The sequence below is a fragment of the Vibrio sp. E14 genome (assembly GCF_020515785.1).
GTDB lineage: Bacteria > Pseudomonadota > Gammaproteobacteria > Enterobacterales > Vibrionaceae > Vibrio > Vibrio diabolicus.
The window spans coordinates 95,238-116,996 of sequence record NZ_JAHPJI010000007.1 but is presented as its reverse complement, the minus strand read 5'-3'; the positions used below and the strand labels follow the sequence as shown (position 1 = coordinate 116,996).

The 21,759-nt window shown below is 44.9% G+C and carries 16 protein-coding genes; 4 read left to right on the top strand and 12 right to left on the bottom strand.

The window, feature by feature from the left end:
- Positions 1-585: 585 nt before the first annotated feature.
- Together LIX84_RS18220 and znuA are read right to left on the bottom strand one after the other, a co-directional pair.
- Positions 586-3,963, bottom strand: a complete 3,378-nt coding sequence (locus LIX84_RS18220) for an AraC family transcriptional regulator (RefSeq protein WP_226421904.1) — start codon at positions 3,961-3,963, stop codon at positions 586-588.
- 201 nt (positions 3,964-4,164) lie between these two features.
- Positions 4,165-5,052, bottom strand: coding sequence for a zinc ABC transporter substrate-binding protein ZnuA (gene znuA / locus LIX84_RS18215; RefSeq protein WP_006742703.1), 888 nt, complete (start codon positions 5,050-5,052; stop codon positions 4,165-4,167).
- Positions 5,053-5,130: 78 nt separating this feature from the next.
- On the opposite strand from znuA, the gene znuC reads away from it, so the two are divergent.
- Together znuC and znuB are read left to right on the top strand one after the other, a co-directional pair.
- Positions 5,131-5,919, top strand: coding sequence for a zinc ABC transporter ATP-binding protein ZnuC (gene znuC / locus LIX84_RS18210; RefSeq protein ID WP_006742704.1), 789 nt, complete (start codon positions 5,131-5,133; stop codon positions 5,917-5,919).
- On the top strand, positions 5,912-6,697 hold the full coding sequence (gene znuB / locus LIX84_RS18205) for a zinc ABC transporter permease subunit ZnuB (RefSeq protein WP_104971396.1): 786 nt from the start codon (positions 5,912-5,914) through the stop codon (positions 6,695-6,697). Before znuC ends, znuB begins: the two co-directional genes overlap by 8 nt.
- Positions 6,698-6,768: 71 nt before the next feature.
- Here znuB and sucD read toward each other — a convergent pair whose 3' ends face one another.
- The 8 genes from sucD to sdhC form a co-directional block, all read right to left on the bottom strand.
- Complete coding sequence (gene sucD, locus LIX84_RS18200) at positions 6,769-7,641, bottom strand: succinate--CoA ligase subunit alpha (protein ID WP_005382181.1); 873 nt, start codon at positions 7,639-7,641, stop codon at positions 6,769-6,771.
- Positions 7,641-8,807, bottom strand: a complete 1,167-nt coding sequence (sucC, locus tag LIX84_RS18195) for an ADP-forming succinate--CoA ligase subunit beta (RefSeq protein WP_005393009.1) — start codon at positions 8,805-8,807, stop codon at positions 7,641-7,643. Before sucC ends, sucD begins: the two co-directional genes overlap by 1 nt.
- A gap of 213 nt (positions 8,808-9,020) precedes the next feature.
- Positions 9,021-10,229 (bottom strand): 2-oxoglutarate dehydrogenase complex dihydrolipoyllysine-residue succinyltransferase, encoded by a 1,209-nt coding sequence (gene odhB / locus LIX84_RS18190; protein WP_047009527.1) that lies wholly within the window; start codon positions 10,227-10,229, stop codon positions 9,021-9,023.
- Between the two features lie 28 nt (positions 10,230-10,257).
- A complete protein-coding gene (sucA, locus tag LIX84_RS18185) occupies positions 10,258-13,083 on the bottom strand; it encodes a 2-oxoglutarate dehydrogenase E1 component (RefSeq protein ID WP_005393014.1) in 2,826 nt (941 codons plus the stop codon).
- Positions 13,084-13,253: 170 nt separating this feature from the next.
- Positions 13,254-13,964 carry a succinate dehydrogenase iron-sulfur subunit gene (locus LIX84_RS18180; protein WP_046874253.1) on the bottom strand — a complete coding sequence of 237 codons (711 nt, stop codon included), beginning with the start codon at positions 13,962-13,964 and terminating at the stop codon, positions 13,254-13,256.
- 15 nt (positions 13,965-13,979) lie between these two features.
- A complete protein-coding gene (gene sdhA, locus LIX84_RS18175) occupies positions 13,980-15,746 on the bottom strand; it encodes a succinate dehydrogenase flavoprotein subunit (protein ID WP_005393016.1) in 1,767 nt (588 codons plus the stop codon).
- The gene (sdhD, locus tag LIX84_RS18170) at positions 15,747-16,091 is read right to left on the bottom strand and encodes a succinate dehydrogenase, hydrophobic membrane anchor protein (protein ID WP_005382169.1); all 345 of its coding nucleotides are present in this window, start codon (positions 16,089-16,091) and stop codon (positions 15,747-15,749) included.
- The gene (sdhC, locus tag LIX84_RS18165; RefSeq protein WP_017634811.1) at positions 16,085-16,477 is read right to left on the bottom strand and encodes a succinate dehydrogenase cytochrome b556 subunit; all 393 of its coding nucleotides are present in this window, start codon (positions 16,475-16,477) and stop codon (positions 16,085-16,087) included. Before sdhC ends, sdhD begins: the two co-directional genes overlap by 7 nt.
- A 396-nt stretch (positions 16,478-16,873) precedes the next feature.
- On the opposite strand from sdhC, the gene LIX84_RS18160 reads away from it, so the two are divergent.
- Positions 16,874-18,163, top strand: coding sequence for a citrate synthase (locus tag LIX84_RS18160; RefSeq protein WP_005382163.1), 1,290 nt, complete (start codon positions 16,874-16,876; stop codon positions 18,161-18,163).
- 88 nt (positions 18,164-18,251) lie between these two features.
- On the opposite strand, the gene LIX84_RS18155 is transcribed toward LIX84_RS18160, so the two are convergent.
- Positions 18,252-19,010: a Nif3-like dinuclear metal center hexameric protein gene (locus tag LIX84_RS18155; protein WP_213876688.1), complete on the bottom strand. Its 759-nt coding sequence runs from the start codon at positions 19,008-19,010 to the stop codon at positions 18,252-18,254.
- Between the two features lie 231 nt (positions 19,011-19,241).
- On the opposite strand from LIX84_RS18155, the gene LIX84_RS18150 reads away from it, so the two are divergent.
- Positions 19,242-20,015: a DUF1853 family protein gene (locus LIX84_RS18150; protein ID WP_226421903.1), complete on the top strand. Its 774-nt coding sequence runs from the start codon at positions 19,242-19,244 to the stop codon at positions 20,013-20,015.
- A gap of 60 nt (positions 20,016-20,075) precedes the next feature.
- Here LIX84_RS18150 and pgm read toward each other — a convergent pair whose 3' ends face one another.
- Complete coding sequence (gene pgm / locus LIX84_RS18145) at positions 20,076-21,722, bottom strand: phosphoglucomutase (alpha-D-glucose-1,6-bisphosphate-dependent) (protein ID WP_226421902.1); 1,647 nt, start codon at positions 21,720-21,722, stop codon at positions 20,076-20,078.
- Positions 21,723-21,759 lie beyond the last annotated feature (37 nt).

Below are 21,759 nucleotides of genomic sequence, written 5' to 3'. Positions count from 1 at the left end.
CAAAACAACAGGTTAGATGACATTTAAAACTTTGTCGTTTTTCTCATATCAACATGGCGTTATTTTTATAAGAAAAATAAGTAACCTCTCGTATAGTTACTCCATCGAGAGGGCAACCTCTCAAATGAATTCCAGAGGTGGCATGGCAACATGTCACTCCGGCAGCAAGCGAAGGTGTCATTGACACCCGTGGTATAGTCCCCCCGGCTATACCACGATATTTTTTTTCATCTCTCTCTAAACTCTTTATCTTATCCACCTTTTCAGCACAGTTCTGTTTTCACGAATTTCGCATACCCCCACTACTCAAATGAACCAACGCACTCTAGATACAAAAATACAACCATTCATCTATTTGTCGCCGTAGGTAAATCCGTCCTCTTAAGCCATGTATGGTTATAGCTAAGAACAGCGCTACTAACAGATAGAGCGTGACCGTGCTTACGTATTGAGAATGGATTTGTAGGCTAGATGTGATGAAGAAGCAATGAGAATCACTGCATTGGTAGCTCTAGCAATAGTAGAGCACTATAAGCAGCTCCCCAGTCTTTTGAATATTCACTAGGGAGTGTGTAATGAGGTTTTTTAGTTGGTTTCTTGGCTTTCTTGAGTCAAAGCAAACTTGGAAGGAGGCAAACCAAAATGCAATTTAAACTTTTGGCTAAAGTAAGAAGGATCATTAAAGCCGCAGTTAAACGCTACTTCGCTGATTTTCTCGCCCGCTAATAATTGCTCACACGCCGTTTCTAAACGAACTTCGGTTACATAATCTTTTAACGTTCTTGACGAGGCTGATTTAAAGCGCCTCTGTAAAGAGCGTTCTGACATGAACAGCATTTTAGCCGCTAAAGCAGTACCAAACTCAGGGTCATGGTAATGCTCAGCCACCAGCTGATAGACTTTTTGCAACCATTCTTTCTCTGGGGTCACTTTATCTTCGACGATAGGTTCAGACTCAAATTCTTGCAAAGATTCATCCACATAACTCATCTCTTTCGCAGTTGGCCATGTAATTTCGATTTTATTTTGAGCGTCGGAAGTAAACACCGCCAAGTATCCTCCACTCGTTGTCACTAACTGGGCAAGATGATCAATACTCAATTCAGAGTGGTTCATATTAGATGGACGCCCGGTCGTGACTTTATTAGGCAGTTGCGTCCCATAATCAAGAAAACTCAATGAAACAATATCATTGCCCTCTTCTAGCATGATTCTCACCGTTTGGCCTCGGAAAGAACGCTTGATGATATTGGCAAAAATGCTGTTGAAGATAACATCAAGGTTAAAGCTTTCCAGAGCAATTCGACTTGTTTTTCTCTCATCTTCAAGCTCCACCATAATCCCAGCCTTCGCAAAATCATCTTGCCATACATCAACCACCGATTGAGTTATCTGACTCAAATTGTAATTGTGACTGCCGCCGCTAGCTTCGCCAGGAACACTTTTTAACTCATTTAATTGCCATGTCGTTTTCGCCAGATGATCTTCCGTAGCTGCATCCAAAGGTATGGGTAATTTTGACGCTACAAAATCCACACTGGACTTAATAGATTGCGCCACGTGATCAACCAACAGGTTTCTGACTTGAATCTGTTTACGTAGCTGTTGGTTACTCGTCAACAACACTCGGCTTTGATGCCTCAACTGGTTAGTTTTGAGTGTCACTTGCGCAGCTAAATCACGGTTAGCCTGTACAACATAGCGAGAACGCCAGTACATAAGTAGTGCAACCATGGCAATACTCGCGACCACAAAACCTAAAATTGCGAGTTGCGATAAATACCAAGGATTAAGCACAATAAAATATGACTCGAGCCCAACCAATCCAGCAGCGACTTGAGACTCATTACTTACCTGTAGATGGTATTCACCGGAATTGAGATGCTCTAGAGTCAGTTGGCCTCCCTCTAGCGCTTGCCAAGGATCATCGCTATTCAATCGATAATACAAATTTTGGCTGTCTGGTTTTGGCATCACGCCAAATAAGAAACTTAGAGAAGAGCCATACGGTAATTTTATGCCATTCAAATCGGCGCTACCAACTTGTAGAATCTCGTTTTCAAGCACAACTTGGCTCACGATAAACTTCGACTCTGGAGGGTTGGACACAAGCAGCTTGGATGCTTCAGCTTTTACCAACCCGTATTTCGACCCTAGGACGAGCTCTCGCTCACCACCTTCTTTTTGCTGTATAACACTGCAGATTCCTGGTAGAAACTCGTTGTTCATTAAGCCAGACGCCGATGAATAATGTTTCACTAATTCACCCGAAAGGTGGTAATAGCTTAATCCGACAGAAGAGGCTAACCACACACCTTGCCTGTCTCTGATCAAGCAAGCAGGTCGCGCGTTGGGCACACTCATTTCAACAACATGTTTCTCGTTACTTCCTTTAATCGTTTTAAAAACGCCGTAAGATGACGCAAACCACTGACTGCCATCAACCGCCGTGACCATGTCTAATGATTCACCAAATTTTTCGGAATAGCGGATGAACTGGATGTTTTCATTGCTGTATTGATAAATCCCATGATCGGTCCCTATCAATAGAGAATCTTCAGTGTCGTATAAACGCGTAACCTTAGCTGGTAAGTACTGACTTACTAGCCACTCACTTCCAAAATTTCTTACGCTTTGCTTGGTTATATCAACATTGTAAAGATGGTATCCGCTTGATACCCAGAGACGCTCATTACCATCTACAGTCACATGCTCCACTCCGTGTCCAGCCATAACCTGTAAATAAGGAAATGTCACTTTGTTAAGACCATTCAGCTCGAATATTTCGAGCCCTTTAGAGGTCGCAAGCCAAAGCATCCCACCTTGAAATGCAAATTCATTGATCTGCGAATCAAGCTCCAAGACTTTGATGTTGCCACTCTCACCTGTCCGATAAAGCTTTCGGTCATCCGCGAACCAAAGCGCATCATCAGGTCCTGTGGAGGTTTGTCGAATTCGCCCTGATAAGGTTTGCGAGTCGTAACTACTGAAGGTTACTCGTTCAAACTTTTTACTAAACAAGGAGTAATAGCGAATGCCTTGGTTAGTCGCGATCCACATCCCTCCCATGTTGTCACTCAGTAGCGAATAGATCTTTGTATTATCCAGCTCCAGTTCAAGAAAGCTTGCAGGCTCGACTTCTGTCACTTCGCCTGACAAGAATGAGTATAAATACAGACCATGCTCAGTCCCCACCCAGTACTCTTGATTTGTCTCAGCGAAAGTCAACACATGAGAGCCGCCAATCTTAATCACCTCTTTATCAGGTTGATAAATATTGAAAATTAATGCCCCACGCAACGTTCCTACCAGAATTTCTCTGCGCGTGTGTGAGTAGTAGATCTTTTCAATGTAGTTCTGACCTGAAGCGACTACATGGTCAAACTTATCTCCTTCTGAAAGATAAAAGCCAGAAGTTGTAGCAAGTGCCCACTTCTCTTCGAGCAGAACTGCATCGTTAATATAAACATAGCTATTGTTGCTATGTTGATAGAGCTGCAACAAAGAAAAGGACTTTAACTCGCTAGTATCGATGTTGTAAGTATAGAAATGTGCGCCATCACTAACCCAAATATAATCTTCAGAAGAACCGATTTTTCTTATTTGCGACCCGGGGTTTAAGCTAAAGACTAAACGTCTTTCTTGATTTGGATAAGTTTGATACACCTCATTCTCAACAAAGGTCCAGAACGAGCCTTCATGATAAGCCAGTTGCTTGGCAGACGTTTGTAAAAAACTGCCTGATTTAGGTAGGATATTTTGGCCATCATAAAACAACACCCGCCCATGCACGTCGTGAATCCACAAGCCCCCTTGCTCACCCAAGAACAATTTTTTAGCCGCAATAAAAGTACCCTTAACCTGAGTCGGCAAAGGGTAAAAGATGGCATTCGCATTATGAAGAGCAAATGCTTGGAAAGATAGGAAAAAGCCCAACAAGACAAGGGCTAATTGGCGTAGCAAGACGAAAACCTTTTATATCAATTTGTGCTCGGCGCTCACCGTCCATATCTTCTACAGCATGGACTTATACGGTTATTTTGAGCTGCTAATTATTGATAATGATATCTCAATTACTGTTTGAGAAAAGGCTCGCCTTGCCAAAGGTTGTAATTCTTACTACTGGATCACGTTAAAAGGACTATTCCTACACAACAACACTACTTAATCCGTCTTTTGGCTCAAGCACTGCTCAAAATTATTCGCCATATTGTTGAGAAAAGTAAAGTAACTGCCCGGTTTTGCTTCAATTGTGCTCCCTAATGGGTCAAGTTCACCTTTGGCAACTTTGCTACCTCGCATCACGCTCTGAACGACAGCTGGAGTAAACTGAGGTTCAGAAAACACGCAGGCTACATCTCCTGAACTTAACTTTTGACGAATTTGGATTAAGGTTTTTGCTCCCGGCTTACGATCCGGGCTCACGGTGAAGTGCCCCATTTGATTTAACTCATAACGCTCTTCGAAATAACCATAAGCATCGTGAAACACAAAGTAACCTTTGTCTTTCACTGGCGATAATTTCTTCTTGATCTCTAGGTCCGTCTGGCTGAGCTCAGTTTCAAATTTTTTAAGGTTTTCTTGGTACTGTGCTGCATTTTCCGGATCAAGTGATCCTAGTTGATTTACGACAGCCTTGGCAACTTGTTGTGCTTGACTTACACCTAACCAAAAGTGCGGATCATGTGAACCATGATCGTGGCCATCATGGTCATGGTTGTGCTCACTATCAAACTCACGCAAATCTAGATCTGGAATTTGACTAATAGTCAGAGTATTCGATCTGTCTGACACGACTTTTTCCAGAAACGGTTCGAGATCATGTCCGTACCAAATGACTAAATCAGCAGAAGCGATTTTCTTAACATCCGATGGGCGTAAAGCGTAATCATGGGGCGAAGTGTTAGACTGCAGTAATACATCTGGCGAAGTCACCCCTTGAGTAAGCTCTGTCACTAATAACTGAATAGGTTTGATACTCGTTAGTACCGTTACTGCGTGTGCTGGCAACGTTAGCATCGCTGACGCAGCAAGAATTAATGCTCTTTTCATAGTTTTACTTGGGATATGGTGTAGAAAGTGTGATAATGTTACATTATAACATTATTGATTTGCAAATGAGTTTCATTCATGTCTTCCTTAGTCCATCTTGAGCACTTATGCGTCGAGTTCGATGGCCGCAGAGTTCTCGATAACATTAGTATGGAATTACAAAAGGGCAAAATAACAACCCTAATTGGTCCCAATGGAGCGGGAAAATCAACGTTAGTCAAAGTCATTTTAGGCCTTCAAAAACCGACTAGCGGCAAATTAAACCGACAAAGAAAACTAAAAATTGGTTATGTTCCTCAAAAATTGAAACTCAATGACTCTCTTCCATTGAATGTCACCCGTTTTCTAAATTTAGCAGGAAAATACAGTAAACAAGAATGTATTGATGCATTAAGGCTTGTTGGCGCTGAGCATTTAATTAGTAGTAACATGCATCGCTTATCAGGTGGTGAAAACCAACGCGTATTACTTGCGCGTGCTTTACTTCAACGCCCAGAGCTGTTAGTGCTAGATGAACCTGCGCAGGGTGTGGATATTCAAGGTCAAATCGATCTCTACGATCTAATTGAAAGCATTCGTCACCGATTCGATTGCGGTGTATTTATGGTGTCACACGACTTACATTTAGTAATGGCCAAAACAGATGATGTCATTTGTCTGCATCACCATGTTTGCTGTTCTGGTTCACCTGCCACGATTACTCAGCACCCTTCTTACATCGCGCTATTTGGCAATGCAGCGAGAGAATCGCTCGCGTTTTATCATCACGACCACGAGCATCATCATCACGATTTATCCGGAACGCCAGTAACTGGCGATGCGACATCATGCTCCAACCATAAACACGGACATCATCACCATGATTGAGTTTCTTCTACCTTCTGTTCTTGCTGGTATTGGCATCGCGATCATTGCAGGTCCTCTTGGGTCATTTGTCGTTTGGCGCAAAATGGCTTACTTCGGTGATACCCTGGCACATGCTTCATTGATGGGTTTGGCATTAGGCTTTCTGCTCAACGTGAACCTTTATCTTGCCCTACTCGTTTGCTGTTTAGCACTCGCGGTATTGCTCGTGACACTACAGAAACAACAACTGGTCGCAACCGATACGCTTCTGGGTATACTCGCCCATAGCGCATTATCTGTTGGTCTAGTTTCTGTTAGTTTCTTGGATAATGTCCGTGTTGATCTGATGAGTTACTTGTTCGGTGACTTACTCGCAGTATCTCCGCAAGATCTGATGTTCATTTACGCAGGTGTCGTTGCTGTTAGTGTGTGTCTTTACGTTTTTTGGCGACCTTTATTGTCGAGCACAGTTAGTGAAGAGCTTGCTGCCGTCGAGGGCGTCAATACAGACTTGGTTAGATTGGTGTTAATGCTTATGGTAGGTGTTGTGATTGCCGTAGGTATGAAGTTCGTTGGCGCGTTGATCATGACTTCGCTCCTAATTATCCCAGCAGCAACAGCACGTAAAGTCTCTTCATCACCAGAGCAAATGGCATTGTTCGCATCCATTATTGGCTCTGTGGCAGTACTGATGGGGCTTAGCCTATCATGGCACTTCGATACGCCGGCTGGCCCATCAGTAGTAATCAGCGCAACATCTCTGTTTATGCTTAGCCAATTTATTCGCCAAAAATCGTAAAAAGTACCTTGATACAAAAAAGCCTAGCAATTATTGCTAGGCTTTTTTAGCTTTAAGCTTCGAGTTGGAAATTACCAGCCCGTTACTTCACGTAGACCTTGGCCGATCTCTGCTAGAGATTTCACAGTCTTAACGCCCGCCGCTTCTAGTGCTGCAAATTTGTCTTCAGCAGTACCTTTACCGCCAGAGATAATCGCACCAGCGTGGCCCATACGTTTACCAGGAGGAGCAGTTACACCAGCAATGTAGGAAACCACTGGCTTCGTTACGTTTTCTTTAATGTATGCTGCTGCTTCTTCTTCTGCAGTACCACCGATTTCACCGATCATAACAATCGCTTCTGTTTCAGGGTCTTCTTGGAACAGTTTTAGAATATCAATGAAGTTTGAACCTGGGATTGGGTCACCACCAATACCAACACAAGTAGACTGGCCGAAACCTTCGTCTGTTGTTTGCTTAACTGCTTCGTAAGTTAGAGTACCGCTGCGAGATACGATACCTACTTTACCTTTCTTGTGGATGTGACCAGGCATGATACCGATCTTACACTCGTCAGGAGTGATAACACCCGGACAGTTAGGACCGATCATACGAACGCCAGTTTCTTCTAGCTTCACTTTCACGTCGATCATATCTGTTGTAGGGATACCTTCAGTGATTGTTACGATTAGCTCGATGCCCGCATCAATCGCTTCTAGGATTGCATCTTTACAGAAAGGTGCTGGCACGTAGATGACTGTCGCTGTTGCGCCAGTTGCTTCTACTGCTTCGCGTACTGTGTTGAATACAGGTAGGCCTAGGTGAGTTTGGCCACCTTTACCTGGAGACACACCACCAACCATCTGAGTGCCGTATGCGATAGCTTGCTCTGAGTGGAACGTACCTTGACCACCAGTGAAACCCTGACAGATTACTTTAGTGTCTTTGTTAATTAATACAGACATTATTTAGCCTCCGCAGCAGCAACAACTTTCTGAGCAGCATCCGTTAGCGACTCAGCAGCAATGATATCAACATCAGAATTAGCAAGAACTTCGCGACCTAGGTCAGCGTTAGTACCTTCTAGACGAACAACAACAGGTACGCTTACACCTACTTCTTTAACCGCACCGATAATACCTTCTGCGATCATGTCACAACGTACGATACCACCGAAGATGTTAACAAGTACCGCTTTCACGTTGTCATCAGATAGGATGATCTTGAATGCTTCAGCAACACGCTCTTTCGTCGCGCCGCCACCTACATCTAAGAAGTTAGCTGGCTTGCCGCCGTGTAGGTTTACAATATCCATCGTACCCATTGCTAGGCCAGCACCGTTAACCATACAGCCAACGTTACCGTCTAGTGCTACGTAGTTCAGTTCCCACTGAGCTGCGTGTGCTTCGCGCTCATCTTCTTGTGATGGATCGTGCATTTCACGAAGCTTAGGCTGACGGTAAAGAGCGTTTGAATCGATATTGATCTTACCATCAAGACATAGCAGGTTACCTTCACCAGTAACCACAAGCGGGTTGATCTCAAGTAGAGCAAGATCGTACTGGGCGAACATCGTGCCAAGACCCATGAAGATCTTAACGAATTGTTTGATTTGGTCACCTTCAAGACCAAGTTTGAACGCAAGCTCGCGACCTTGGTAAGCTTGTGGGCCTACTAGCGGATCGATTGCTGCTTTGTGGATAAGCTCCGGCGTTTCTTCCGCAACTTTTTCGATTTCCACACCACCTTCTGTTGAAGCCATGAAAACGATCTTACGGCTTGCACGGTCAACAACCGCACCTAGGTATAATTCGTTTGCGATGTTTGAAGCTTCTTCAACAAGGATTTTTGTAACTGGCTGACCGTTAGCGTCAGTTTGGTAAGTCACTAGGTTTTTACCTAACCACTTTTGTGCAAACTCTTTAACACCTTCTTTTGTATCGTGCAGCTCTACACCGCCCGCTTTACCACGGCCACCAGCGTGAACCTGACATTTAACTACTTTCTTTTCTGTACTGATACGGCCTGCAGCTTCAAAAGCTTCTTGTGGTGTATCACACGCGTAGCCTTCTGGCACAGGCAAACCGAATTCTGCAAACAGCTGTTTGGCTTGGTATTCATGCAAATTCATTTCGATATTCCGTTTGTTTTTCCCTTAAGGGATTTATTATTTCCATAACGCTGCAGTCTTGGCTGCTTGTACGTCTGTAGGGTCTTCTCAAATCAATCCCTCATCACGAGTACTCATGGTGTGGGATTCAAATGAAGGCCAGACGTTGAGCTAGTCTAGCCATTGAAATTTTTAACGTCTAGCTACCTACGATAACTAGACGTTTTAGCGATATTAAACGTCTAATAGGAGACGTGCTGGATCTTCTAGCAACTCTTTAATCGTCACTAGGAAGCCAACAGACTCGCGACCATCAATTAGGCGGTGATCATAAGACAGCGCTAGGTACATCATCGGCAAGATTTCAACTTTGCCATCCACTGCCATCGGACGCTCTTGGATCTTATGCATACCAAGAATCGCTGATTGAGGTGGGTTGATGATTGGTGTAGACATTAGTGAACCGAACACACCACCGTTTGTGATAGTGAAGTTACCGCCCATTAGCTCGTCTACCGTGAGCTTGCCATCACGACCTTTGATAGCCAGTTCTTTGATGCCTTTTTCAACATCAGCGAAACCAAGCTTGTCACAGTCTTTTAGGACAGGTGTAACTAGACCACGTGGCGTTGATACCGCCATGCTAATGTCGAAGTAGTTGTGGTAAACAATATCATCGCCATCAATCGAAGCATTTACTTCTGGGTAACGCTTAAGCGCTTCTGTTACAGCTTTCACGTAGAAAGACATGAAGCCTAAACGAATACCGTGACGCTCTTCGAACTGATCTTTGTACTGCTTACGAAGGTCCATGATTGGTTTCATGTTCACTTCGTTAAACGTCGTTAGCATTGCCGTGTTGTTCTTCGCCTCTAGCAGACGGTTAGCGACTGTCTTACGCAGGCGAGTCATTGGAACACGTTTTTGGCTACGAGCCGCTGCCGGCACGTCGACCACTGCTGGTGCTTCTTCTTTTGGCGCAGTTTTAGCGTTCGCAAGATGCGCTTCAATATCTTCGCGCGTAATACGACCACCAACGCCAGTGCCTTTCACTTGGCTTGCTTCTAAGCCATGCTCAGCCAATAAACGACGTACTGCTGGGCTTAGTGCATCATTGCTTTCTTCGCTAAGCGCAGCTTTATGACGTTTATCAGGAGATGCTTCCGTACCTTCTGTTTTGTCTGCGGTAGGCTCACCTGCAACTGCACCTGGCTTCAATTTAGCAATGATTTGTTTAGAAAGTACTGTCGCACCTTCTTCTTCAACGATAGCTTCCAAAACGCCTGCTTCCGGAGCTGGCACTTCTAGCACGACTTTGTCTGTCTCGATGTCAACCAAAACCTCGTCACGCTCTACTGCGTCGCCTGGTTGTTTGTGCCATGTCGCTACGGTTGCATCAGCAACTGATTCAGGTAAATCTGGAACCAGAATTTCAATTGTCATATCTGTTTCTTCCTTTAACTTCTAGTTCTTAATTCGAAGTTTTTGAGTTCACGTTCAGAGCGTCTTCAACCAACGCTTTTTGTTGTTTCAAGTGCACCGACATGTAGCCAACTGCTGGCGAAGCAGAAGCTGGGCGACCTGCGTATTTAAGATCTGCACCTGCAGGAATAGCGGCACGGAAGTTGTGTTGGCTACAGTACCAAGCACCTTGGTTCTGAGGCTCTTCCTGACACCACACGAAGTCTTCAACGTTAGTGTATTGAGCAATCGCTGCTTGTACTTCTTCCATCGGGAATGGATAAAGCTGCTCGATACGCACGATAGCGACATCGTCTTGCTCGTTGTTACGGCGCTGCTCCAGTAGGTCAAAATAAACCTTACCTGAACAGAACACGACGCGTTTTACTTTGCTTGGGTCTAAATCATCTACTTCTGGAATTGCAGATTGGAATGTACCGTCCGCTAAGTCTTCAATTGTCGAAGTACATAGAGGATGGCGCAGCAAAGATTTTGGCGACATAACAATCAGAGGTCGACGCATTGGGCGTACAACTTGACGACGAATCATGTGGTATACCTGAGCCGGTGTTGAAGGAACTACAACCTGCATATTTTGCTCAGCACACAACTGAAGGTAACGCTCTAGACGTGCAGAGGAGTGCTCAGGGCCTTGACCTTCGTAACCGTGAGGTAGAAGCATTGTGAGACCACACAAGCGTGCCCATTTCTGCTCACCTGACGAAATGAATTGGTCAATCACAACCTGCGCGCCGTTGGCAAAGTCACCAAACTGCGCTTCCCAGATAGTCAAACCACCTGGCTCTGCTGTTGCGTAACCGTATTCAAATGCCAATACCGCTTCTTCTGACAGTACTGAGTCAAACACTTGGAATGGACCCTGATTGTCATGAATATTCGCTAATGGAATGTACGTACTTGCATCTGTTTGGTTATGAAGAACCGAGTGACGGTGGAAGAAAGTACCACGACCCGAATCCTGACCAGAAAGGCGAATACGCTTACCATCATCAACTAATGTTGCATACGCGAGAGTTTCTGCCATACCCCAGTCGATTGCTTTTTCACCGGTCATCATTGCTAGGCGATCGTTGTAAAGCTTATTAACACGGCTTTGCAGTTTATGGCTTTCTGGATACTGACAAAGACGATTACCCAACTCGATAAGACGCGTCTTGTCATATTTTGAATCCCACTCCATATCCCATTCATGCCCTAGGTAAGGAGACCAGTCTACAGAGTGCAACGCCATTGGACGCCATTCTTTAACCACCACTTCACCGCGGTCTAATGCGTCGCGGTACTCATTGACTAACTGAGTCGCTGTCTCGATATCTGATTCGTTTTTATCGATCAGAATATCCGCATACAATTTGCGTGGTGTAGGGTGTTTTTTGATTTTTTGGTACATCAAAGGCTGAGTCGCGTTTGGCTCATCGGCCTCGTTGTGACCGTGGCGACGGTAACACACCAAATCAATCACGACATCGCGCTTGAACTCGTTGCGGTAATCCAAAGCAATACGAGTAACAAAAGCAACTGCTTCTGGGTCATCGGCATTCACATGGAAGATTGGCGCCTGAACCATCTTCGCGATATCTGTACAGTACATCGTTGAACGCGTGTCACGAGGGTTAGACGTCGTAAAGCCAACTTGGTTGTTAATAACGATACGCACCGTACCACCGACTTGGAAACCACGAGCCAGTGACATGTTGAACGTTTCGGCAACCACACCCTGACCAGCGATTGCAGAGTCACCGTGGATAGTGATAGGAAGCACTTTGCTACCTTGATTATCACCCAAGCGATCTTGACGTGCTCGCACCGACCCCATGACTACTGGGTTGACGATTTCTAGATGCGATGGGTTAAATGCAAGAGCTAAGTGAACATCACCACCTGGGGTAGCAAAGTCGGCAGAGAAGCCTTGGTGATATTTCACATCACCGGTGCCCCAAGTTTCGTCGTGTTTACCGGCAAACTCATCGAATAGATCTTGAGGCTTCTTACCAAGCACGTTCACCAGCATGTTCAAACGACCACGGTGAGCCATACCGATAACCACTTCACGCATCCCACTTGTTCCCGCGTGACGGATCAACTCTTTCGTCATCGGAATCAGTGCGTCACCACCTTCTAGAGAGAAACGTTTTGCACCTGGGAATTTCGCTCCGAGGTAACGCTCCAAACCTTCAGCGGCTGTTAGCTCTTCTAGGAATGTGCGCTTCTCATCTTTGTTGAATGATGGCTGGCCTACGACAGACTCAAGACGTTGTTGGATCCAACGTTTTTGCTCTGTGTCAGTCATGTGCATGTATTCAGCACCGATGGAACCGCAGTAAGTTTTGTTGAGGGCTTCATAGATGTCTTTCAACTTCATGGTTTCTTGCCCAACAGCAAAAGAACCTACGTTGAAAGTTTCTTCGAAGTCATCTTCGGTAAGATTATGAAAAGCAGGGTCTAACTCCGCCACGGTTGGGCGTTGCCATAGACCTAGTGGGTCTAGTTCTGCAGCTTCATGTCCGCGGAAACGGTATGCGTTGATTAGCTGTAGAACTTTTACTTGTTTTGCATCGACATCTGGGTCACTAACTTGGACATTGTAATGCTTTGTTTCTCTAGCGAGTCGACGGAAGTAGTCACGGACACGTGAATGTGGTTGTTCTGCCACTTCTTCTGACGGCTTAGGTAAGCCTTCAAAAACACGTTTCCACTCCTCACTTACCAGATCGGGATCACTTAGATACAGTTCGTAGAGGTCCTCTACATACGTTGCATTGGCGCCAGCCAAGTGTGAAGACTCGAGCCATGCCTTCATCACGCCGTTGTGCATATTTTCCCTTAACCAGTAGTTTTCACGTTTGCTTCGGTCTTTGCCGAGCTATAAGAGCCGACCAGAACTAGTCGGCAATTTTTGTATTCTTTACTCGAAATATTCTTGAAGCAGTGAAGCGGTCATATCGGGTGATCCGCAACACTGCGACATTCCTAAGAGCGAGTAAATTAAACCGAGCGATTAACCAGCATCGACTTAATATGGCCGATGGCTTTCGTCGGATTTAATCCCTTAGGACAAACACTTACACAATTCATGATGCCATGGCAACGAAAAACGCTAAATGCATCATCAAGATCAGACAAACGTTCATCTGTTGCCGTATCACGGCTATCAATTAGCCAGCGGTACGCCGCAAGAAGACCTGCTGGACCGATGAATTTGTCAGGGTTCCACCAGAATGATGGGCAAGACGTTGTACAACATGCACACATAATACATTCGTACAATCCATCTAAATGCGCACGATCATCAGGCGATTGTAGGTTCTCGCGTGATGGTGGTAATGCACCATCATCAATCAAGAATGGTTTAACTTTCGCATAGTTATCATAGAACTGCGTCATGTCAACGATAAGATCGCGCACGACAGGTAACCCTGGCAATGGACGAATAACTATCTTTTCGCCTTGTAGAGCAGATAACGGTGTGATACACGCTAGACCATTTTTACCATTCATGTTCAAACCATCAGAACCACATACCCCTTCACGGCATGAGCGACGGAACGCGATGCTTGGATCTTGCTCTTTTAGCAGAATCAATGCATCAAGCACCATCATGTCTGAGCCTTCGTCTACCTCAAGGGTATACTCTTTCATGTAAGGCTTGGTATCCACGTCCGGATTGTAACGGTATAAAGAGAAGTTCAATTTCATAGTCGTATCCTCCCTTTAGTATGTACGTACTTTCGGTGGGAAAGCTTCACGATGCGTTGGCGTCATGTTCACATCACGCTTAGTCATCGCTTCTGTTTCCGGGTTGTAGATAGAGTGACATAGCCAGTTCTCATCATCACGCTCAGGGAAATCGAAACGAGCATGTGCGCCACGGCTTTCAGTACGGTAGTTCGCCGCTACGGCTGTAGAGAATGCTGTTTCCATCAAGTTGTCTAGCTCTAGACACTCAATACGTTGCGTGTTGAATTCTGAAGACTTGTCCGCTAGATGTGCATCTTTCAGACGTTCGCGAATCACTTTCAACTCTTCTAGGCCCGTTGCCATTGCATCGCCTTCACGGAATACCGAGAAGCTGTTTTGCATGCAAGCTTGTAGGTCTTTACGGATTTGAACTGGATCTTCACCGCCAGTACTATTTTCCCAACGCATTGTACGCGCTAGAGATGCTTCAATATCAGATTCAGTTGCAGGACGTGCCTCAGCTTGCGCTGCGAGCGTTTCGCCAAGGTGCAAGCCAGTCGCGCGACCAAATACAACTAAGTCTAGTAATGAGTTACCGCCTAGACGGTTTGCTCCGTGTACTGATACAGAAGCAATCTCACCACATGCATATAGACCTTGTACTTCCATCTCGCTGCCGTCAGCCTTTTGCTTGATTGCTTGGCCAGACACTTGAGTCGGTACACCACCCATCATGTAGTGACAGGTTGGAATCACTGGAATTGGCTCTTTCACTGGATCAACGTGCGCGAAAGTACGAGACAGCTCACAAATACCAGGCAGACGTGACTCAAGCACTTCTTTACCAAGGTGATCCAACTTCAGCTTAATGTGTGGACCCCAAGGGCCATCACAACCGCGGCCTTCGCGGATTTCGATCATCATTGAACGTGCAACTACGTCACGACCAGCAAGGTCTTTCGCGTTTGGAGCATAACGTTCCATGAAGCGTTCACCATCTTTATTTAGAAGGTAACCACCTTCACCACGACAACCTTCTGTTACAAGAACACCTGCACCAGCGATACCCGTTGGGTGGAACTGCCACATTTCCATGTCTTGCATAGGTACACCCGCACGCAATGCCATACCTACACCGTCACCAGTGTTGATGTGTGCGTTAGTGGTCGACGCGTAAATACGACCTGCACCACCTGTTGCTAGAATCGTTGCTTTTGATTTGAAGTAACAGATTTCGCCTGTTTCCATACAAATCGCAGTACAGCCCATTACGGCGCCGTCTTGGTTTTTCACCAAGTCTAGTGCATACCATTCCGAGAAAATGGTGGTTTTGTGTTTCACATTTTGTTGGTAAAGCGTATGAAGAAGCGCGTGACCTGTACGGTCCGCAGCTGCTGCTGTACGCGCAGCTTGCTCACCACCAAATTCTTTTGACTGACCACCGAATGGACGTTGGTAGATAGTACCGTTATCAAAACGAGAGAATGGAAGACCCATTTTTTCTAGTTCGATAACGGACTCAGGGCCATTCTTACACATGTATTCAATCGCGTTCTGGTCACCGATGTAATCGGAACCTTTAACAGTATCGTACATGTGCCATTGCCAATCGTCTTTGTGCGAGTTACCCAGAGCAACGGTAATACCGCCCTGTGCAGACACAGTATGAGAACGTGTTGGAAATACTTTTGATAACAAAGCACATGATAGGCCTTGTTCTGAAATTTGTAGTGCAGCGCGCATACCTGCACCACCAGCGCCGATTACTACGGCATCAAACTCACGAACTGGAATAGACACTTACGCACCCCACAGAATAAATAGACCAGAGAAGACATAGCCGAATAGCACGGCAATAACACCAAGTTGCAGTGCGCCACGCAGTTTCGCGCACTTAATGTAATCCGTTAATACCTGCCACAAACCGACCCATGCGTGGATCAGGATCGAGACAAGTGCCAACATGGTGAATACTTTAGTGAAGGTACCACCAAAGAATTGGGTCCAAGATGCGTAAGAGATATCTGAAAATGCACAGAAGCTAATCAGATAAATCGTGTATAGCGTCATAATGATTGCAGTTGCACGAATTAGTAGGAAATCGTGTACACCATTACGACCAAATGAAGATACGTGTTTTACCATACCAAGATCCCCGCCAATAATGATAATACTGCTGTTGCACCAAACGCGACTTTAGCGCTCATCGTGCCAGAATCTAGCTCTTCAAAGTGACCTAGATCCATCAACAAGTGACGGATACCACCTGCAATGTGGTAGGCAAGTGCAGTAAGAATTCCCCACAGGATGAATTTTACGAAGAAGCTATCGACGATGTCAGCGGCTTCCATAAAACCCATTGGGGATGACAGAGAAATGGACAGTAACCACAGTAGTATACCCACCGCAACAAACGTAATTACCCCAGACACACGGTGTAGGATGGATGCGATTGCTGTGATAGGAAAGTGGATGGTCTGTAAATCTAAATTAACAGGTCTTGACTTTCTTTCTTTCACGGGCTTGCTCACTCAGCTCCATTGAGCATTTATTGTTATAACCAATTTCAGCTTCCAAACGTACAAAAGTTAACATCTATTTAACAAATATCGCGAGTAACCACCCAGATAATTGTAAACAACTTGTTAACAATCGGAGTCCAGCAACAAACCTCACTCTTTGTTTCTAGCCCCGAATTTATAAGGATTTAACTAAAATTTTCTTAGCCAATATACGGCGAGCAACATTCTAATACAATTGGTGTAACAAATTATGCTACATAGAACAGATTTTTAACGATTTTCATGAGAAAAATCATAACAAGTGCACACAAAGATGGAGAAAAATTGACTTTAAGCTTTAACAACAGTACAAAAATGGCACATAAACATCCTGGACGGATTAAATAATAAACAAAGGAGATTGTTATGGCGGATAAGAAAGCGACCCTTCATGTTGAAGGTCAAGCGCCAATCGAACTGCCAATTATGGACGGTACGCTAGGTACACCTGTAATTGACGTTCGTAAGCTGGGAGCCAATGGTTACTTTACTTTTGACCCAGGTTTTCTTGCCACTGCATCTTGTGAATCATCAATCACGTACATCGATGGCGGCAAAGGTATTCTTTTGCACCGCGGTTTCCCGATTGATCAATTAGCCAATAACGCAGATTACTTAGAAGTATGTTACATCCTTCTTTATGGTGAAGCCCCTACCCGAGAGCAATACGAGCAATTCAAAACGACCGTTACTCGCCATACTATGGTCCACGAACAAATCGCAAGCTTTTTCCATGGCTTCCGACGTGATGCTCACCCAATGGCAGTAATGTGTGGTGTAGTCGGTGCACTTGCAGCCTTCTACCACGACTCTCTTGACATCAACAACGACGAGCACCGTGAGATCGCGGCGTACCGTCTGCTATCGAAGATGCCGACACTGGCTGCAATGTGTTACAAATACTCTATCGGTCAGCCATTTATCTACCCACGCAACGATTTGAGCTACGCAGAAAACTTCCTACACATGATGTTCGCAAACCCTTGCGAAGAGTATGAAGTAAATCCTGTCGTTGCGCGTGCGATGGATAAAATCTTCACGCTACACGCGGATCACGAACAGAATGCGTCGACGTCAACTGTACGTCTAGCTGGCTCTTCTGGTGCTAACCCATTTGCATGTATTGCCGCTGGTATTGCATCACTTTGGGGACCAGCTCACGGTGGTGCAAACGAAGCGTGCTTGAGAATGCTAGAAGAGATTGGCAGCGTCGATAACATCCCTGAGTATGTAGACCGCGCGAAAGACAAAGATGACCCATTCCGCTTAATGGGCTTTGGTCACCGCGTTTATAAAAACTACGATCCACGTGCGACAGTAATGCGCGAAACGTGTCATGAAGTTCTCAAAGAGCTAAACATTCAAGACCCTCTACTAGATGTAGCAATGGAACTTGAGCGCATTGCGCTTTCTGATGAGTACTTCGTTTCTAAGAAGCTGTACCCGAACGTAGACTTCTACTCAGGTATCATTCTTAAAGCGATTGGTATTCCAGTTTCTATGTTTACGGTTATCTTCGCGATTTCTCGTACCATCGGCTGGATTGCTCACTGGAACGAAATGCACAGCGATCCACTGAACCGCATCGGTCGTCCTCGTCAACTATACACTGGTGAGACACAGCGTGAGTTTTCTCCACTTCACGAACGTGAATGATCTTTTTAGTTAGAAGATAAACAAAAGGGTTGAGATTTTGTCTCAACCCTTTTTTCTTTTCAGCTTCTCACGTTATGAATAGCGAACACTAAACCGGATTATCAATATCGATAAACTCCACATGTAGGCCGTATTCATCCGCTAGCCATTTTCCTAAAGCCTGAACACCATAACGCTCAGTAGCATGATGACCTGCAGCAAAGTAATGAATGTCCATTTCACGAGCGGTATAAGTGGTACGCTCTGAAATTTCGCCAGAGATAAATGCATCCAGCCCGTGTTGTACAGCAAGTTCAATGAAATCCTGCCCTCCACCAGTGCACCAGCCGACTGTCTCAATCATCTTATCGGTATTCTCTGGAGCGATATGCAGAGGCTCTCTATCAAGAACTTGGTTGATCTTACTCGCAAATTCAACACCAGACATCGGCTTTTTCAAGCGCCCAAACATAGCAACTGACTGAGGGTGCCCTTCAAGCCCACCTTCTACTTCGATTTCAAGTAAGCGAGCTAATTCAGCGTTGTTGCCTAGCTCTGGATGAATATCTAGAGGAAGGTGATAACCATATAAGTTGATATCATTTTTGATCAGGCTACGAATTCGTTTACCTTTCATGCCACGAATTGGCTCAGGCTCACCTTTCCAAAAATAGCCATGATGAACAAGCAATGCGTCTGCATTAAGCTCAATCGCTTTATCGATTAAGGCTTGAGAGGCGGTTACGCCAGTGATAACACGCTTTACCGCTGATTTCCCTTCTACCTGTAACCCATTTGGTGCGTAATCTTTAATTAACTGCGGTGACAGTTTGTCATTAAGAATCTGTTCTAGCTTTAAGTTATTCATTATTACTTCCAATTTCTAGCGCATGTAAACCTAAATAACCTCTCGATGGAATCAGACGAAAGAGTGCAACCTAGTTGATACAACAACGTTTTGACATCTGGCACCTTGATATCATTTAGGTCTTTGAAGTGTATATCGAACCCTAATATCGATGCTAGCCACCCTACCCTCAAAAGCAAATTTAGTTACAATAACAAAGCTTGTCGCCTCACCATAAATTTAGGGATACGGATGAACCAACTGCAACGCTTTTACCAATGGATCGCCACTTCACCTCCGCTTTTCAAGTTACGCCCTCCGTTTGCAACCTTAGAAGATGTCTCGGTCAAACCTTTGAATAGCTCAGAACAATACAATGGTAATCCGAGATTGGGTTTTTTATATCAGCATCTATGCACTACGGCTCTTTCTAATTCAGAACGATATCAGATTATTGCCGAAGAAATTCAGTTAAACGACGCGGAAGGTAAGACCATTGGTGCTGTCGATTTGGTATTGAGGAATACAGAATCCAATCGGATAGAACATTGGGAAGTGGCGATTAAGTTTTATCTTCTTTACAACGGCATTTGGTATGGCCCGAATGCTCACGACCAGTTACATACAAAATTGGATAGAATGCTCACGCATCAGCTGAAAATGAGCGATCGCCCGGAATTTCAAAAAATAATTCCTTTAAACGACGCTCCAGAAGAGCGCCTAATGATGCAAGGACGACTCTATATTAATCCGTTTACTCCAGAGCCAACTCCTAAGGAGTGCTTGGGTTATGAATTAAATCCAAGTCAGATTAGTGGTTACTGGTGCTATCAAAGTCAATGGGATTTAATTGGTAAACCACTTTATCATTTACATAAACCATGTTGGGCGATCGGTACAGACGATTTCTCTCAACCTATTGAAAAGCCTTTAGATCGATTCATACACGCACAAACGGAAGACGGTCAATTCTGGTTTGTGGTACCAGATTCATGGCCCGGAGATAAAGCTGTTCGGGGCACTTAAACATGAAAGGGTTGATGTTTTCAATCAACCCTTTGCTAGATACATTGACCATTGGATGTTTTACAAACCAGCGGCTGCAAATACTTGATTAACTATTTCTTGTGCTTCAGCTTCGATTTGTTTCAGATGTTCTTCACCTTTGAAGCTTTCACAGTAAATCTTGTAGATATCTTCTGTACCTGATGGACGAGCAGCGAACCAACCGTTAGCTGTCGTTACTTTAAGGCCACCAATCGCAGCACCATTGCCTGGTGCATGCGTTAGACGAGCAGTGATCGCATCACCTGCTAGAGTTTCAGCCGCAACCATTTCTGGTGACAACTTTTTCAATACGTCTTTTTGTGGGCCATTTGCTACAGCTTGAATACGGTTGTACTTCGACTCACCGTGCTTCGCCGCTAGCTCTTCATAGTAATCTTGAGGGTTCTTACCCGTTACCGCAGTGATCTCTGCTGCTAGAAGGCATAGCAAGATGCCATCTTTGTCTGTTGACCAAGGCGTGCCATCTTTACGAAGGAATGACGCACCAGCACTTTCTTCGCCGCCGAAACCAAACTTACCAGTGTACAGACCGTCTACAAACCATTTGAAACCAACAGGCACTTCACATAGCTCACGACCTAGATCCGCAACAACACGGTCAATCAGCGCACTTGAAACTAGTGTTTTACCAACAGCGACATCTTTACCCCACTCGTCACGATGACGGTACAAGTAGTCAATACAAACGGCTAAGAAGTGGTTCGGGTTCATCAAACCTTTTGGCGTAACGATACCGTGACGGTCGTAGTCAGGATCGTTACCAAATGCTAAATCGTATTCGTCTTTCAGTGCCAATAGACCCGCCATTGCGTAAGGAGAAGAACAGTCCATACGTACAACGCCGTCTTTATCGAGAGACATGAATTGGAAAGAAGGATCAATCGCTTCACTTACTAGCGTTAGGTCTAGGTTGTATGCCTGACCAATTTGACGCCAGTAATCGATGCCGCTGCCACCCAATGGATCTACACCAATCTTCAGATTTGCTTTTTGGATTGCTTCCATATCGATAACGTTCACCAGATCATCGATATAGGGTTTAACCAAGTCCATCTCCACAAACAGATCCGATGCTTTTGCTTCTGCTAGTGGTAAGCGTTTAACACTTTGTAAACCTTCGGCAATCAGTGCGTTCGCACGATCTTCGATAGCTTGAGTCAACTCAGCTTCTGCTGGACCACCGTGAGTCGGATTGTATTTGATACCGCCGTCTTGTGGTGGGTTATGAGATGGTGTAATCACAATACCGTCTGCTTTTTCATCGTGCTTGATGTTGTAAGTCAGAATTGCGTGCGAGATACCTGGTGTTGGCGTGTAGCCGTTATCCTGCTGTACGATGACTTTTACGCCATTCGCAATCAAAACTTCAATCACGCTAGAAAATGCAGGTTCAGACAAAGCATGCGTGTCTTTACCGACAAACAAAGGACCTGTGGTCCCTTGCTGGGCACGAACTTCTGCAACCGCTTGAGCAATAGCCAAAATGTGGTTTTCGTTAAATGTATGCTTATCAGCGGTACCACGGTGACCTGATGTGCCGAATTGAACCTTGTGATCGGGGTTCTTAGCATCAGGTTGAAGCAAGAAGTAATTGGCAACAAGTGCCGGAATATTATGAAGATCTTCCTGCTGCGCTTTTTGCCCAGCACGAGGGTGCATAGCCATGTTTGACATCCTTTCTTTAAATACAAATAAAATTAAA